The 15672-nt window shown below is 63.0% G+C and carries 12 protein-coding genes and 2 pseudogenes; 3 read left to right on the top strand and 11 right to left on the bottom strand.

Annotated elements, in window-relative coordinates:
• Window positions 1-57: 57 nt before the first annotated feature.
• The 3 genes and pseudogenes from FHS00_RS14400 to FHS00_RS14390 all read right to left on the bottom strand — a co-directional run.
• Entirely contained in the window at window positions 58-264 is a 207-nt protein-coding gene (locus tag FHS00_RS14400; RefSeq protein WP_183474787.1) for a cold-shock protein, read from the bottom strand.
• A gap of 259 nt (window positions 265-523) precedes the next feature.
• Window positions 524-1132 carry a tyrosine-type recombinase/integrase gene (locus FHS00_RS14395; protein ID WP_281372323.1) on the bottom strand — a complete coding sequence of 203 codons (609 nt, stop codon included), beginning with the start codon at window positions 1130-1132 and terminating at the stop codon, window positions 524-526.
• A gap of 109 nt (window positions 1133-1241) precedes the next feature.
• Window positions 1242-1504, bottom strand: a pseudogene (locus FHS00_RS14390) (transposase); the annotation flags it as partial.
• A 434-nt stretch (window positions 1505-1938) separates the two neighbouring features.
• On the opposite strand from FHS00_RS14390, the gene FHS00_RS14385 reads away from it, so the two are divergent.
• Entirely contained in the window at window positions 1939-4374 is a 2436-nt protein-coding gene (locus tag FHS00_RS14385) for a S8 family peptidase (RefSeq protein WP_183474789.1), read from the top strand.
• A 123-nt stretch (window positions 4375-4497) separates the two neighbouring features.
• Here FHS00_RS14385 and FHS00_RS14380 read toward each other — a convergent pair whose 3' ends face one another.
• The 4 genes from FHS00_RS14380 to FHS00_RS14365 all read right to left on the bottom strand — a co-directional run bounded on the left by FHS00_RS14380 (window position 4498) and on the right by FHS00_RS14365 (window position 8123).
• Window positions 4498-4830 (bottom strand): hypothetical protein, encoded by a 333-nt coding sequence (locus FHS00_RS14380; protein ID WP_183474788.1) that lies wholly within the window; start codon window positions 4828-4830, stop codon window positions 4498-4500.
• A gap of 616 nt (window positions 4831-5446) precedes the next feature.
• The gene (locus FHS00_RS14375) at window positions 5447-5653 is read right to left on the bottom strand and encodes a cold-shock protein (protein WP_183474787.1); all 207 of its coding nucleotides are present in this window, start codon (window positions 5651-5653) and stop codon (window positions 5447-5449) included.
• 368 nt (window positions 5654-6021) lie between these two features.
• Window positions 6022-6588 carry a gamma-glutamylcyclotransferase family protein gene (locus FHS00_RS14370; RefSeq protein ID WP_183474786.1) on the bottom strand — a complete coding sequence of 189 codons (567 nt, stop codon included), beginning with the start codon at window positions 6586-6588 and terminating at the stop codon, window positions 6022-6024.
• A gap of 587 nt (window positions 6589-7175) precedes the next feature.
• Entirely contained in the window at window positions 7176-8123 is a 948-nt protein-coding gene (locus FHS00_RS14365) for a tyrosine-type recombinase/integrase (RefSeq protein WP_183474785.1), read from the bottom strand.
• 255 nt (window positions 8124-8378) lie between these two features.
• Between FHS00_RS14365 and FHS00_RS14360 the strand changes: the two genes are divergently transcribed.
• Entirely contained in the window at window positions 8379-9020 is a 642-nt protein-coding gene (locus FHS00_RS14360; protein ID WP_183474784.1) for a hypothetical protein, read from the top strand.
• 1969 nt (window positions 9021-10989) lie between these two features.
• Here the strand turns inward: FHS00_RS14360 and FHS00_RS14355 are convergent.
• Window positions 10990-11493: a hypothetical protein gene (locus FHS00_RS14355; protein WP_183474783.1), complete on the bottom strand. Its 504-nt coding sequence runs from the start codon at window positions 11491-11493 to the stop codon at window positions 10990-10992.
• Window positions 11494-11739: 246 nt separating this feature from the next.
• Between FHS00_RS14355 and FHS00_RS14350 the strand changes: the two genes are divergently transcribed.
• The gene (locus tag FHS00_RS14350; protein ID WP_183474782.1) at window positions 11740-12180 is read left to right on the top strand and encodes a helix-turn-helix domain-containing protein; all 441 of its coding nucleotides are present in this window, start codon (window positions 11740-11742) and stop codon (window positions 12178-12180) included.
• Window positions 12181-12414: 234 nt separating this feature from the next.
• Here FHS00_RS14350 and FHS00_RS14345 read toward each other — a convergent pair whose 3' ends face one another.
• The 3 genes and pseudogenes from FHS00_RS14345 to FHS00_RS17980 form a co-directional block, all read right to left on the bottom strand.
• Window positions 12415-13752: a hypothetical protein gene (locus FHS00_RS14345; protein ID WP_183474781.1), complete on the bottom strand. Its 1338-nt coding sequence runs from the start codon at window positions 13750-13752 to the stop codon at window positions 12415-12417.
• 1010 nt (window positions 13753-14762) lie between these two features.
• Window positions 14763-15147, bottom strand: a pseudogene (locus FHS00_RS14340) (transposase); the annotation flags it as partial.
• A gap of 29 nt (window positions 15148-15176) precedes the next feature.
• Window positions 15177-15626: an endo-1,4-beta-xylanase gene (locus FHS00_RS17980; protein WP_425486045.1), complete on the bottom strand. Its 450-nt coding sequence runs from the start codon at window positions 15624-15626 to the stop codon at window positions 15177-15179.
• Between the last annotated feature and the right edge of the window lie 46 nt (window positions 15627-15672).

Below are 15672 nucleotides of genomic sequence, written 5' to 3'. Positions count from 1 at the left end.
TCGCCCGCATCACGCGAACGAGGCGTCGGTGCAGTCGGCGCCAAGGCGCCAGACCGCTCAGACGAGTTCGATGTTCTTCGCAGCCTCACGGCCGTCGCGGCCGGCCTCGATGTCGAAGCTGACCTTCTGGTCGTCACGCAGGCCAGTCAGGCCGGAACGCTCGACGTCAGAGATGTGGACAAAAACGTCCTTGCTGCCGCCGTCGGGCGCGATGAAGCCGAAGCCTTTGGTGGTGTTGAACCATTTCACGGTGCCAGTGGCCATCGTGTGATCTCCTATCATGTGCTGCCCGCGGACATGCGGCAGCTCGGCTTGGTCAGTGTCGCATCGAGAGGAACTGCAGCCGGTGAAGGAGAACAGTGATCGAGGAAGTAACGTTTGCAGGGCCTATATGGAGGTGAGTGCCTCCCCACACAAGGCAATTCGAGAACGGAGCTGCTGTCGGCGGATCACCGCCACAACGCTTCAACCGAATTGAGGATCTGCCACCGCGCCTAGCCAGGACTAAACCATCAAGCCGCCATTAGGTGTCCATCGTCATGGTGATCGAGGCGTGGCCGATGATCGTCTGGATCTTCTTGGGGTTCCAGCCTTGCTCGATGAACAGCGACGCAGCCGCGTGGCGCAGCGAATGGAAGCCGAAGCGCGGCCTGCCAGCCTCATCCACGAGGCCGAGCTCGCGCATCATCGGCCGATAGACGCGGTTGTTGATGTTCGAGTAGCTCTGCACCTTGCCCTTCGAGTTGGGGAAGACAAGGTTCAGATCGCTTTCGACAACCTCGTCGCGCCACGCCAGCAGCGCGTCATGCACCATCGGTGCCATCGGGATCTCGCGCCGCCCTGCCCTGCTCTTCGGCGCGCCGATCTGCTGAAACTCGTCGGCCCGCTGATAAACGCGGATCACGCGCCGCTCAAAGTCGACGCCATCCCAGCTCAGGCCGCGCAGCTCCGAGATGCGCATGCCGGTGAAGATGGCCGTGATGAACATGACCCGATGCGAGGCCGGCGCCTTGTCGATGACCAGGCGGATCTCGTCCTTGGTAGGGATCACCTTGCCGTCGCCCGCGGTGCGTGACTGGCGCTTCAACTTCACGTCGGTGGCCACGTTGTGCTCGACCCATTCGCGCTCCATGGCCTCGGACAGGATCGAGCGCAGGCTGACCATGACCTTCTTCACCTGCGCGCGGGAAACACCGGCATCAAGCAGGTCATGCATGAAGTCTGAAGTCCGGCACCGACTAGTCCAGACCGAACAGTTGCAAGAGACTTTCGACAAAGCCAGTCGTCTGGCGGAGCGCCAGGCCGAACAGCAACTCATCCTCAGGCAGACTTGGATGGCGGCGTCGCTGTAGCTCTGCTGGCGGCCCCTCTTGCCGCTTGGTAGCAGCGTCCAGACCATGTCGGGATCGAACCAGATTGTCAGGGAGCCACGCTTCTTCAGCGCCGCGCCATAATCAGACCAGTTTCTTGTCTCGTCGCTCGGCGGCGTCGGTCTGCTGCTCATGCACGCCCGCTACCATGCAGCTTCCGAGAGATGAATCCCGTTGGTCTGTTTGCGCAACAGAGCCGCTGCATGGGCGCGAGTGCCGCAGTCCCCGGTGCGAGAGCCACCGCCGCCGATTCATCCTCCTTCTAGGGTCGTCCGTTCGTACGACACGAACACACTAGGCCGCGGAATCGGCTCGATCTGCACTTCCACATCACGACGAAACGTACATCCCTGCATAACGGGAAGGTGATATGACGTTTTAAGGTAGCTTCGTAAAAGCGGCTAGCTGACAAGCCCCCGCCCCGCGTGTCTACAATGAAGCCTTCTCCGCTCGAAAGCCGGTGGATTGTTTCGCCCCGCCATACGATCAGCCGTTCCCTGCCCCGAACGCGCCCACTTCTGCCCCTAGGACCCGTTTCATCAACTTCGAGTAGCCTTGGGAGCAATAAATGGAAAACAAGATCGTGCCTGTCCTCCTGACATCTGCTCTTCCCCGTGCTCTCAGCTTGGCCGGCGTATTCAGCCTCGCCTGGGGATCTGGCCCCGCGGCTCAGCCCAGTGCTCAGACCACGCGCTACGCCTCTCCCTATCAAGCCGAGGTCCTGCGCTACGCCCCCGCCAGCCAAAGCCCGGCCAGCTCCCCCGCTGCGGACAACATGGGGATGCTGCTGCTCGGCTTGGGCCTTGCCGTGGGCGCAGTGGCTGGCTTGGCGGGCGGCGGATCTTCAGGCAGCGTCGGCACGGTCACGCCGTCGGACCCCCCTCCGCCCACGCGGCCGGCCCCGCCGCCGAGCACGCCCCCTGACTCCTCGTCGCCTCCTGTTACCTCCCCGCAGCCCGAGACCCCCTTTCCGCCGGCGGGGGGGCAGCCCTTCGAGTCGCATCCCATCGACCAAACACCTTGGCAGCGCAGTCCCGAATTCGAACGCAATTATGGGCTCGACCTGATCAACGCCGAGCACCGCTATGCCGATGGCGCCAGCGGGCACGGCACGCTCGTCGCGATCTTCGATACTGGCGCGAAACTCGACCACCCCGACCTCGCGCCCCGAATCGATCACGCGCGGTCTTGGAACTACTTCACTAACACTCAGGGCGTGAACGACATCGACGGCCATGGCACGCACGTTGCCTCGATCGTGGCGGGCGCGCGCAACGGTCGAGGTGCGCATGGCGTGGCCTTCGAGGCCGACCTCATGATCCTCAAGGGTCTGCCCGACGCCGGCACCAAGACTACCCCGGATGCCCGTGCCATCTTCGCCGACGCCCAGCTTCGGGCCAGCGCCGCCGGCGCCGCCGCCATCAACCACAGCTGGTCCTTTGTCGACAGCCAAGGCCACTCCCTCACCATCGACCAGTTTCCGACCGCCCCGGACCTGCAGCGCTTCTACGGCACCGACCTCCTCGCCGCGCTCGATCGTTCGGCGGGCGATGGGCTCGTCTCCGTCTTCGCCACCGCCAATGACGGCTACAATCAGCCCAGCGTCACCGCAGGGGCCGCGATCCACATGAGCGAGGCGGTCCGCCGTCACACGCTCGCCGTCACTGCGATCGACGAGGCTGGGGCCATTACGAACTGGGCCAATCGCTGCGGCCAGGCGCGCGATTTCTGCTTGGCCGCGCCGGGGGATCGAATCGAAGCGGCAGGCATCCGCTCCGAGACCGCGATCTATTCAGGCACCTCGATGGCCGCGCCGCATGTGGCCGGCGCCGTGGCACTCCTGAAGAGTAATTTCCCTGAGCTCACTGGAGGCGAGATCACCACCATCCTGCTCGAGACGGCGCGCGACGCCGGCGCGCCTGGTCCCGACAACGTGTATGGCCGCGGGATTCTTGACCTGCAGAACGCGGTTGCGCCGCAGGGCCAGATCCGCATTCCTGCCGGCGACACTATCCATGACCCCGCGCACGAGCTGAGCCAAAGCGGCATCGCCTCCGGCGGCGCGCTAGGCCGAGCCCTGAAGGGAGCTACCCAAAACCGCGCGATCATGGTCAGCGACGTCTATGACCGGGGCTACGGCATGAGGCTGAGCGGGCTTGTAGAAGCAGACGGGGCCGCGGCGCTCAACACGCGGGGGCTCAGGGCCTTCACCCAGAAGCCGATCAACGGTCCGATCGCGGTAAGCGGATCGCGCGAGCTCCACATTGGCGGCGCAGAGGGCTGGGCCGATGGCGACGCGCTCACCATGCCCTATGCCAGTCTCCTTGACGCGACGCGGCTGAGCTACACCGACCGGATCGGCGACTACGAGCTGTCGATATCGAGCACGGGGGCCGAGAAAGGCGTGGCATTCGCCACTGCGAGCCTCGGATTTGAGGCCGCTGGAGGTGGCGTCCGACTAGAGCTAGGCTCACTGCGCGAACGCGGCGCGCTTCTGGGCGCCGAGGTCTCGGGCGCGATGGGCGAGGATATCATGACACGGACGCATTTCGCCTCTCTGGGCCTCGACCTGGCACTCTCCGCGGAGACCGAGCTTGTGCTGAACGGCGCCTGGGGCCGCTCCTCCTTCGCATCAGACGGCATTCTGCAAAGCGGCGAAGACATCACCACCACCTCCCTCGCGGTCGGTTTGGCCACTACAGATTTTATGGCGCCGGGCGATCGGGTCACGATCGGTCTTTCGCGTAACTTGTCAATTGGGGGGGGCAAGATCGGTCTCGACATGCCGGTGACAATGGCGGCCTCGACGGGCACGGTCCGCTCTGAGGCCATCCTCCGCGAAACTTCTTACGTGGAGATGGAAGACACTTTGGCACCCACAGATCTGCAGATCGGTTACTCGCGCGCGATCGGGTCGGGGCGGCTGGCCGGCGGTGCGATCTGGCGCCTTAACGAAGGCGATGGCGCGGCTGCGCTATCGGTGGGCTACACCCTTCGCTTCTAGCTTCAGCCTCCTCTGGGCTGCTGCCGGTCTTCTGAACAGCAAGTTGAGGCCGCACAGCGCACGTTCCAAACCCTAACGAGCTGAGTGAGTAAGTACTTGTGACCTTCACCCCGCGGCGTGCCGCTAGACGCCGGTACGCCCGCGATCGCCCCGGCCGTGAAGCCGCTGTACCGTATCGCGCAGGCCCTGCGGGATGCGGCTCAGGGCGGTGGTGTCGAACTCCCCTGTGTCCCGCAAGGTCGCGAGATCGGCATGCGCCAAGGCCGTCTGCGATCGCGCCAGCGAGCCCGCGACCTTCTGGCTGCAGGTGGCAATCGTGCGCGCAGCCGCATCGAGCGCATGGCGCACGCGCAGTGCGTCGGCCTGACGGCGCAGCAGCGACAGCACGGCGTCCACGTCGGCGCTGCTGCGCGAGATGGTGATGCTGTCGTAGTGGGAAGTGGTCGAATGGGTCATGTATCGTTCGCTTTCGGTCCGGAGGGGCCTGCTTGGGGCCGCGCTCCTGAGATCTGGTGAATGACCCGTCTTCCGCCGCGGCATCGGGCCGGCGGTGCAGGAGACGGGTTGCAGAAGGGTTGCGCCTCCCGGCCACCCCTCGGGGAGACCAGTGGCGTCACGCAGGGCTCAGGCAATGCGCCTGAGGCCCGCGGGAACGGGGTGGCATCCGGCGCCGAGAGGGGCAGCGCGAGATGTCGCGGCGAGGGCGTCACGAGGCAACGGGCTTCGCGGGGCGCTCATCCCGCAATGGGACGCGTCGACCAAATCGGGAAGGGCAAGGCCCGAACCCGCAGCGAAACCCAGTATCTGGAGAGACCGGAGATAATGGTGCCCGGGGGCGGAATCGAACCACCGACACGAGGATTTTCAATCCATGCGGCTCGGGCCGGCAGGTTTCGCGCGAGGGGGCGTTCCTGTAGAAGCACCACAAGCCCAAGGCTACGGCCCATGATCGGCTCTCACGGCTCGGACCTTCGTGGCCTACCGCACAAAAACCCATGCTCTAACGAGAAACGCCTCGCCCGCATCACGCGAACGAGGCGTCAGTGCAGTCGGCGCCAAGGCGCCAGACCGCTCAGACGAGTTCGATGTTCTTCGCAGCCTCACGGCCATCGCGGCCGGCCTCGATGTCGAAGCTGACCTTCTGGTCGTCACGCAGGCCAGTCAGGCCGGAACGCTCGACGTCAGAGATGTGGACGAAGACGTCCTTGCTGCCGCCGTCGGGCGCGATGAAGCCGAAGCCTTTGGTGGTGTTGAACCATTTCACGGTGCCAGTGGCCATCGTGTGATCTCCTGTCATGTGCTGCCCGCGGACATGCGGCAGCTCGGCTTGGTCAGTGTCGCATCGAGAGGAACTGCAGCCGGTGAAGGAGAACAGTGATCGAGGAAGTAACGTTCGCACCCCCTACATGGGGCTGGCCCGCGGGATAACAAGCCCCCCTGCGCGTCCCAGTTGCAGGTGCCCGCGTTTCTGCGCCGACGGGGGGACCGGGTATCTGGCCGGCCGGCTCGTCTCGCCGCTGGGCGCTGCTCCGCAAAGCCTCCCATCAGGACCAGCGCCTCCCGGTTTCAGCTTCATGGAGGTCGACTTCATGCAGCAGCGATCCGTTCGAAGGAGTCGTCATTCAGTGTGAGCCAGGATCGATCCGTTCACAGGGTCTCAATGCGCAGCTTTCGGACTGCGATCGCGCCGTCAACGAACGCCTGCTCCTCGGCGCTCAGCACGCGGTGGCGCGGGTAGAGCGGCACGGCACGATCATTCACGATGCCGACCTCCCAGCCATCAGTCGTCTCGAAGAAACGCTGCGCCCCGGCCTCGCCAAACTCGTGCAAAAATCCCTGAACCACGACATCGAGGTAGCTCAGCAAGATCGGCATGCGCTCCTTCATCGGCCAGCGCCCCGGCACGACAGAGTAGATCGCAACCTCGACCGGGTCTGCGACGGCGTGATCCACATCGTCACAGGCACGAATCCGGGCATAGCCTGCCTCTCGGGTGTCGAGCGCCGTCCAATTGCCGCCCGGCACATGCGCCATCAGCCCCTCGATCGTGGTGGCCGCGTCGCGCACGACGCTCAGGAACGCATGATCGCGGTGCCCTGTCAGGCACCAGGTCCGGCGCCAGCCGCGTGCCTTGGCCGGGTGAGCCTCGGCAAAGTCATGCGTGCTGCGATTTACGAGGCTGCCGTAGCCGAAAAAATGCGGGCGTGGTGTCATGCCCTACCCCATAGGGTGCGAGGTCATTCTGCCGCAAGCCTCTCACGCTGCCAGCAGATCGCGCTCCATCCGCGGAGAGCGCAATGTCCTTGGAGCCGCTCGCGCCTAGCCATACGCATCCATCGCCCCGGTGATCACGGTGTCAGGTTCTCTCGGGGTTGCAGTAAGGCTCAATGAACAGCGACTCCGCATCGCATGTGACCTCTGAACGCTCGGACCGAGACGCGACGTCTCAGTGCGGACTGCTTGCCATGCCGAATGGTCTCGCCATCTAGTGGCTCGCGCACTTGCGCGTTCGAAGCTTGAATATCCAACAGAGAAACTAGCTCGACCCCATGACCGCTCAGAAAACCCCGGAACCCTTGGCCTCCTCCAAAAGTCCGAGCACAGTCAGCGCTCGCGAAGACCGCAATCACTCCCCCGCAGGCGACACTGCAGAGGCCCAAGTTCAAGTTGACCTGGAATCACGTATCGCGGACCTTCAGAAGCGGCTCGAGCCACTAGCACGAGCTATCGGCGCTGAAGTGGAGGTCCGGCCCCTCGTAGACGAAGTAGCCGCCCCCCGAGAAGCTTAAGCGGCCCCTTCTTCAAGCCGCCATCAGGTCACGCTCCATCTTCTCGAACAGGGCGACGTCGTTGTCCGCGCTCTCGAAGAGATGGCCATAGGTATCCATCGTCATGGTGATCGAGGCGTGGCCGATGATCGTCTGGATCTTCTTGGGGTTCCAGCCTTGCTCGATGAACAGCGACGCAGCCGCGTGGCGCAGCGAATGGAAGCCGAAGCGCGGCCTGCCAGCCTCATCCACGAGGCCAAGCTCGCGCATCATCGGCCGATAGACGCGGTTGTTGATGTTCGAGTAGCTCTGCACCTTGCCCTTCGAGTTGGGGAAGACAAGGTTCAGATCGTTTTCGACAACCTCGTCGCGCCACGCCAGCAGCGCGTCATGCACCATCGGTGCCATCGGGATCTCGCGCCGCCCTGCCCTGCTCTTCGGCGCGCCGATCTGCTGAAACTCGTCGGCCCGCTGATAAACGCGGATCACGCGCCGCTCAAAGTCGACGCCATCCCAGCTCAGGCCGCGCAGCTCCGAGATGCGCATGCCGGTGAAGATGGCCGTGATGAACATCACCCGATGCGAAACCGGCGCCTTGTCGATGATCAGGCGGATCTCGTCCTTGGTAGGGATCACCTTGCCGTCGCCTGCGGTGCGTGACTGGCGCTTCAACTTCACGTCGGTGGCCACGTTGTGCTCGACCCATTCGCGCTCCATGGCCTCGGACAGGATCGAGCGTAGGCTGACCATGACCTTCTTCACCTGCGCGCGGGACACGCCCGCATCGAGCATGTCATGCATGAAGTCGCGCACCCGGCTGCGCGACAGTTCGGCCAGCGCTACATCGCCAAGCCGCGGCTTGATGTGAATAGTGACATGACTCCGGTAGGCTTTGAGCGTGGCGCGTTCGAGTTCGTTGCGCTCGCAGGTTTTGAGCCAGCTCAGGCAGGCGTCTTGAATGGACTTCGGGGCGGTCGGCATGGGGCACTCTTCGTGTTGCTGCATCTGCCGCCATTATACGAGGCGTGGAGAGGCCCGTCGGGCCTAAACCCATGCTCCAGTGTGATTTTTCCACTCTAACCTTGTGCCGCCCAACCCCGCCTCATCCCCGTTGCATCCCCGCGTCGTACGGACTATTTGCCTCTCATGCCTATGCATTTACGTAGCAATGACGCCGGCGAAGGCTTTGCCACGGCGACCGGGTATATCCTCCTGACCCATGGCCCGCGCCATGGAATGAAGCTTGCCGATCATCCGGCGGCGCAGGCTCAAGGTCGCCACATTCGGCGACTCTCGCCCCCAAACGTCAAGATCACGTGGCGCGGAGACTATGCCCGGCGAGCAGGTGGTCTGGAGGACCTCCCCGTCCTGAAGACTCTTCTTGCTGGATTGGCAGAGCCCGGCCATCGCGACCTGCTCGTGATCTCTGACGTGGCTAGGCTGTTCAAACATATGACTTTGGAGAAGCGCCGCGACTTGCGGGCCGCCCTGGAGCGACACGGAGCCTCAATCTACGACGCCAGCCGAGGATGCCTGCTCAAGAACATGTCGCCCGACCTCCTCACCTTGCTCCAGTTTCACGGCCTTGCCGATCAATCAGTCAGGCACCCGATCAGGGGCGCAAAGCGACGAACTGATCCCGGTCGCACGGCAGAGGCCAGCACCAAGTCGCGAGAGATGCGTGGCCTGCAGGCGGACCAGAAGGCCGAAGCGCTGCAAGCCATCCGCGCCGAAATGACGGCCTTGCATGGGGCCGAACCGACCCTGACAGCAGTGGCCAACGAGGCGAACCGTCGCGGCTTGTTCACCACACGCAACAGGCCATGGACGGCCTCGACCGTAGGCCGCACACTGCGCCGCCTGCAGGGCGCGCCATAGGTGCGCTTCCCGGCACTGCGGCCACCCAAGTTCATATTTCGGCACCATCGCCACCTATGCGGCTCCTGCACGCCCTATGGGGTGCTATAGCGTCGTGCGAAGCCAACCAGCGTTGCCAGTCAGGATCCCCGGACACACTGTCGAGCCGGGGGCGGACTTGCTCCCAAGTCCGCCTGCCCTCATTTGAACGCTCGACCGGCCGAGCGATCGAATTCGTTTGCTGGCACATTTCTTGAGATGCCGATCATGCAGTCACCGCCAGCGTACCCCCACCTGCTGTCAGCCGAATGCTACGACAACCTTGTCGACATGCGCAGCAGTCACCGAACCCGTCGCGCGCCAACGCCTCATCAAGTTGCTCGCCGAACTGGGCGGCATCCATCCCGCGCCATCGGGTCAAACCGAAGCTGCAGATGATCACCAGCGCCCATGCGAGGCACTGACCGAGACTGAGCGGCTGATCTGGCACCTGCTCGAAGACCTAGAGGGCACCGGCGATCCCAAGCGACGTTAGAACGGCAAGGGCCAGATTTCGAGAGGCGCAGGGAAGGCCATAAGTGCGCTTCCCGGCACCGCGGCCATCCAAGTCCAGATTTCGGCACCATCGCCACCTACGCGGCTCCTGCACGCCCTGTGAGGCGACCTCGCCACAATCATTCGCAAGTACAGGCAGACCAGCTCATCGATGGCTTGATTGACGCCGAACCCATCGCTTCCCGTTGGTCGCTCAACCTGCGCCGCGACCAGATCCAATGGCCGACATTTCTCTTGAGATGCCGGACATGCAAACGAGGCCTGCGCGCCTACCCATGCAATCCACTGATTATTGCGGCAAGCTTGTCGACGGCTCTTGCGCGGCAACTGGCAGTCCCGATCCGCGCCGACACGCTTGTAGGTGCTGGCCCAGCTAGCCGGCCTCCAGCTCGAGACGCCGGGCCAGTCCGCAGCCGCAGTTGGCCCCGAACTCCAAGACCATGATGAACTTACCGAAACCGAGCAGCCGATCTTCACCTGTTTGAGGGGGAGGATGGCGGCGACCCTCGCGAAGGCTAAAGAGGAGGGAAGGAGAAGAGAGACCGCTGGGGAGAAGGCCGAGAGCCAAAGACACCTGCGGGACTGTGCCACCCGCTAGGTCAAAGTCCCACTCCAGTCAGCAAGGCGGTCCGAGTTCCTCTGCGCAACCTGACGCTGCGTCATAAGGGGTATTGTTCACCAAATGTGAACGAGCAGAACGCGTCATGTATGTTAACACGGATGACGCGAACCCTGCCTGTCCTGCTAACGTTCGCCCTCTGCCGGGAACTTGTTCCCGGCTCTTTTTTGCCATTTCGTTCTGATCGGATGCAATAGCAGCTTGCGTCCCAGCGCGGGGGTGAGCTGTCGCCCCCCTCCCCCAGGCGACCTCGCGCCGGGACAGACAAAACATTACGGCCTCGCCATCTTACGTCAATGAAAACAACAAGCTGCACCGCGGCGTGAGCCCCCCTGGAAAGGCCCTTCTTGAAGGAGCATCGCAAACTCCAAGCTCATACCCGATCCCAGCCTCTCCAGCGGAATAAGCAGGGGGCATGTCAACGAACCGGCTGGTCAAGGAAACGAGACGAGAAGGCACATGGGAGGAGGCGTCGGGGCACGGAGAATTTCTGACCAGCAGTCGACGACCATGCTGCACTCAGGCGCCACACCATCTTCTCGGGGGCGGCACCAAACCCCGCCCGCTAACGTTGCTCCTGCTCATGGACGTGTAAGAACACAACAGTAGCAAACACCCCTGCAGCCGACATTCCTCGGTCCGCTCCGCCTTCCTTGTATCTGGTGCTGGCCTCGCCCTGCCTGCCCAGCCTCCTGAGGCCAACACCCATCGCCGGCAGCTAGGCCGGCGGTTCAGCTCCCTCATGGCGGTCATAGCGCCATGTCGGCTGCTCCGGGCTTCACATCAGTACATGGGATCATCCGGACCGCGCGACTTCTACCGCCACGCCACGATTTCGCCTGGAAGCTCGATCGCATGAGCAAACTCGAAAACATTCTCAAGCAATCCCTCCTTTTCCGCGACCGCGGCCAGATCTCGAACATCGACGAAGCGAACCTGCTCCGGCACCCTGAAGGCCTGGCGGTCGGCACGAGACCCGACAAGGGCGAAGACGGTCCGCGCACCTCCAGCCTCTTGGCCTTGCTCAAGAAGACTATGGGCCGCCTCTGGGCCGCCCGAGCAGATGACCAAGGGCGGGGTATGGTGATCGAGAAAGGCAAGCACTTCTCGCCCTTTTCGGCAGTCCTGATGCGCTGCAAAGATCCCCCTGACTGCATCGGGGATCACGACGGTCAGGTCGAGCTCCACGAGCAGATGCATGTGGCGAGCAATCCAAAGGCTGTGAAGGGGAGTTGCATCGAGCATCACGAGCATGCTGCGGCCCCGCTTGCCGTCTTGTACAGATGCGAGCAACGCGTCCCTTGCGGTGGCCTCGTCCATGACAAGTCCCTCCCTGCAAGCTTTCGTTTCAGATCGACCATATCACAACGATGGCGGGGCGGGGAGGAAAGCAGCGCTGCTCTAACGAGCCCGTTCTCAAGAGCAATTGAAACGCAGCGGAGGTCGCGTCGTGCCTTGCCAGGCTCGCGGTCCACCTTCGGAGCCCCAATTCGCACGGTCCTCAAACTGAGCACTATCACAAGGCATCACGAGGCCTCGCATGTCGTCAGCCCCAAGGAGATGCCTATGACCACCAGCCCCACAGCCGCCTTTCTGAAGCTTGCCATTGCCAACAGCGACCTGACCCAGCGCGAGATCGCCCAGCAGGCCGGACTGCCCAAACCGAATGTGCTGTCGATGATGAAGACCGGCGAGACCAAGGTACCGTTGAACCGCATCCCGGCATTGGCCGAGGCTTGCAGGGTCGATGCCGCAACCTTCATCCGCATCGCCATGACCGAGTATCACCCGGAAATCTGGCGTGTGCTCGAAGCTGAGTTCAGTAGCGAAGCATCTCGAGACGAGCGCGCCCTGCTCGACGCTCTGTTCTCGGTAAACGTGACGAGCCAGGTCATCTGGGACGAGCCGCTGTTGAAGGCCATCAGGGGTGTCATCGAACTCGGCCAAGCGCGGCCGCGGACACGTCAGGACATCACTGAAGAGGAGATCGACCGGCTGCTGGGCTGACAGGCAAGACGTCTAACTTTTCTTGACCCTGAACTCTTACACTCGAGGTTTGGCCCCTGCTCGCCGCGGGAGCTGATTGTCCAACGCATGCTATGCTTGAGGGCTGCCCGGCGGGAGCTGCACGCCGGGCTTGCCCCCGGACACCTAATAACTGTGGGAGCTCGCCGCCCAGCCCGTCTTCTCCTAGCGACAGTTCCAAGCCTTCTGAAACCCATAGACCTCAGACCAGAGTGTCTACCTTCTTGAATAGAGGCCAGCATCCAAGACTTCCCACAGCTCCTGCTTCTCGCCCCATTTCGTTGACAGGCGGCGCAGTGCGCCATCGACCTTCTGGTTCAGGTCCTTGTGCGAGTAGAGGTAGCCATTCCTTGCTAGCGACCGGGGCCTTTCTCCGGGCAGACCATGCGCCCTTCGCGCTCGAAGCAGATCACGCTCTGCAAGGTGCAGCAGGTGCAGGCCATAGACGCCCCCTCGGCGAAACACCTGCTCTTCGTCGACGTGCCCCCGGAGCCCCAAGTCAATGTCGCTCCCCTTTGAACGGATCGTGGGCAAGAAGAACTCGAACACCTTGGGGCGCAGCGTCTGAAACTTAAACTTGTAAAGATCATCCACGCGGTCAAACCGCTCCATCGGAACCCCCTGCCCCAACCTTTCGTGCCTGTTGAAGATCGTCACCTCGATCCGCGCCCGCTTCTCCTCGTCGGGAAGATCTCTGAACAACCCGGCGCTCGGGTCGCGCTCGTCGGTCTCCTTGTTCATGATCCGCACTAGGACAGGCCCGTTCTTGGGACCAACATAGTAGGTGCCGTCTACGACCGGCTGATGATGTGCCGTCTCGTGAAACACCGTGGAAGCTTCGCGGGCCAGACCCAGTTTAGCAAAGGGCTGGGTGATGCCTCTGCGCCAGTTGGTGGGGCGATCTGCGACGATGTGTTTCGTAGGTGAGCCCCTACGGAAGAATACCCGCGGCCTTGCCATGTGCTGCTCGGTGTATTCCGGCAGAACCCGCAGGTGACGTCGGAGTAGCTCGACCATCTGCCAACGCAAAAGATCGCGCCGCGGTCTGTCTCCGGCTTCGGCCTCCTTCACGTAGAAGTCGACCGAGACCTCCACCGCGTCGATGAAGAAGACCGGCTGCACTTCCTCCCAGTCGCGATACTTGTCGCGGACGGCGGCCAGCGTCAGGGCCAGCGCCCGGGGCGTCGGGTCTTGCAGCTTCAGCAAAAACTCCCGGCCTATGTATCCTTTCTGCTCGTCTAGCCCGGTGACGAACGCGTTCTCTCGCAGGCCGTGCTGGCGCAGCGTCGCGTTAACGGAATTGCGGATGTTGAGCGCCTGCCGTGGTTTGAAGGTGGAAAACCGCAGCCGAACCCAGTCGAGCACAGCCCGCGTCCTGTAGCGACCGAGATCGACCTGGGGGATCAACTCCTCGCGGCCGTCGAAGCGCTGCTGGCGCAGGGAGCAGGGCTGGCGCTGGTAGTCGATGCTGGGCGGCTCCAAGTGGCCGGGCCAGTCCGGCTCGTGGACGAAGCTGAGCGGGATCTGCATGAATGGGGTGGTCAGGCCTGTCATCCGCGCCGCGCTTCGGGTGATTTGACGGGCGCCCTGAATACGCGAAGTCCTAGAAAAAACAAGCTCGTCTATAGTGGCGTTGCAGTCAGTCAAGCCAGGTGGGGCAGCCAACCTTATACCTCCTGCAAGGAGACGGTCCGCTACACGCAACCCAGAGCATTCAGAGAGCCCACACAGGCAGAGTGGAGCTCTCGCCAAGCGCCCGCGCCTTTGGCAGCCCGACGGCGCCTGAACGCTCTGCCAACCATGCCCGACGCGTCTTAGCAGACCTCGACCTATCCCCCGCCTGCGCACAGGGGATGTCGTCGAACTCCTGCAGCTCCATGCCAACCAACACGTCACGATCTTCGTCAGAGGTCACGATCACATGTTTGCCAAAGGCCACACGATAATCGTCGGAGTCGACCGTGTCGCGGCCCGTGGCCCACGGACAGTTCGCCATGACTACTGCCGCCCGAGAGGGTTTGAAAGCCCGGCATAAACAGCCAGGTCGTTCACGTGATCATTCTAAAAGGATCACGTGAACTTTGCCTGTCTGTCCCTATGCGCCAGGGACGGGAGTTGGTCTCCCGCTCTTGTCCTGACACTCCCTGTTGGACTGCCTGAGCCCAGTCGCGATAGCGCGCAGCACTCCCCACATCTCCCGGCCGCCCCGCACTATCGCTCGCAAGACCATACCCGCCCCTTCCCAAAGGTCAACGATAACAATAAGCTGCGCCGCAGCGTGACCTAAGGGCAAAGCCCCGACACCTGCCAAGCTCATCCTGTTTCGAAGCCACAGCATTCATGCTTCGCCCAACCAGTATTGCAATCGACCATGCCCCGTTTCACTCCGCGACTGCGCTACAAACGGAAGCAGCACATCGCGTTGTAGAAAGGCGCGTGATCCACAAGGTTTGCGAAGGGGCGATCAGCACAACAACCACTATCAGGCTGGCCGATCCGTTGCACTTGTAGGTCGGGGTGACTTCCAACGGCACTCGCTGTGCCCGCCGGCAATGAACTTGGACTCTCTGCGTGGAGCGGTGCTGGCCCAGCATGCGGCAGGCGCGGCGCTCGGACACGCCCAGTTCCTACCGCACATGGTCGATGCACTGGCGGCGGCGCGAGGGGCTTGAGACAGTTTCCCCGCGCCGCCTCAGCCAGGATGAGCTTGTCGAGCGTCAAATCGGAGACCGCCCGCCTGAGCCGCTGGTTCTCCTTCTCGAGCTCCTTCAGCCGCTTCAGCTGGCTCCGGCTCATGCCGCCGTATTGCCGGCACCACCTGTAGTAGCTCTGCTGCGTGATGCCGACTTGGCGCACCGCATCGGCGACTGGCATGCCTTGGCCATGCAGCACCTCGATCTGCCGCAGCTTCAGCACGATGTCCTTAGGCTTCTCGCGCTTTCCACCCATCGCTTCGTCTTCCTCGTGACGAGATAAATCTATCTCAGTGGGCGGAGCACTTCAGTGGGGGCGGAACACCGCTGGCACCAAGAGGTGCCGTCATGGGAAGGCTGCACGCAGGCAACTGACTGTTTTAGCACCTCACCCAAAGGCTTAGGCACAAATGCTGCGTCGCGTGGCAGCGGGCGCACCGGCAGACCGTCTGGGCGTGGGCGGGCCTGCGCCAGCCAGCTGCGACGGTCACTCAGACCCCAGCTGATCACCGCTCGGCAATGGCACTCCTCAAGTACGGCTGTCAGAAACACCCTTGCCGCCTCTGCCACGAAGGCATCGCGTACGTCGATCTCGACCGGGGCGGTGCGATCCGAAACATCGAGTTCGGTCACCATGACCGGCAGACCAAGCTGCGCAACCGCTCGCAAAAAATGGCGCAGCGCCGGATGGTCATGCGGACCATCACTGGCATCGAGATGTCCTTGCAGCCCCAACGCTCCGATCGGCGTCCCTCGTCCAAGTTCGCGCTCAAGCAGGCGC

The sequence above is a fragment of the Limimaricola variabilis genome (genome assembly GCF_014195545.1).
Taxonomy (GTDB): domain Bacteria; phylum Pseudomonadota; class Alphaproteobacteria; order Rhodobacterales; family Rhodobacteraceae; genus Limimaricola; species Limimaricola variabilis.
This window is presented reverse-complemented; position numbering and strand designations above follow the sequence as displayed.

Coding starts and splice junctions, on each gene's coding strand:
- FHS00_RS14345 (WP_183474781.1), bottom strand. CDS start 13,752: ATGACAGGCCTGACCACCCCATTCATGCAGATCCCGCTCAGCTTCGTC.
- FHS00_RS14365 (WP_183474785.1), bottom strand. CDS start 8,123: ATGCCGACCGCCCCGAAGTCCATTCAAGACGCCTGCCTGAGCTGGCTC.
- FHS00_RS14400 (WP_183474787.1), bottom strand. CDS start 264: ATGGCCACTGGCACCGTGAAATGGTTCAACACCACCAAAGGCTTCGGC.
- FHS00_RS14375 (WP_183474787.1), bottom strand. CDS start 5,653: ATGGCCACTGGCACCGTGAAATGGTTCAACACCACCAAAGGCTTCGGC.
- FHS00_RS14380 (WP_183474788.1), bottom strand. CDS start 4,830: ATGACCCATTCGACCACTTCCCACTACGACAGCATCACCATCTCGCGC.
- FHS00_RS14360 (WP_183474784.1), top strand. CDS start 8,379: ATGAAGCTTGCCGATCATCCGGCGGCGCAGGCTCAAGGTCGCCACATT.
- FHS00_RS14395 (WP_281372323.1), bottom strand. CDS start 1,132: ATGGAGCGCGAATGGGTCGAGCACAACGTGGCCACCGACGTGAAGTTG.
- FHS00_RS14350 (WP_183474782.1), top strand. CDS start 11,740: ATGACCACCAGCCCCACAGCCGCCTTTCTGAAGCTTGCCATTGCCAAC.
- FHS00_RS14355 (WP_183474783.1), bottom strand. CDS start 11,493: ATGGACGAGGCCACCGCAAGGGACGCGTTGCTCGCATCTGTACAAGAC.
- FHS00_RS14385 (WP_183474789.1), top strand. CDS start 1,939: ATGGAAAACAAGATCGTGCCTGTCCTCCTGACATCTGCTCTTCCCCGT.
- FHS00_RS14370 (WP_183474786.1), bottom strand. CDS start 6,588: ATGACACCACGCCCGCATTTTTTCGGCTACGGCAGCCTCGTAAATCGC.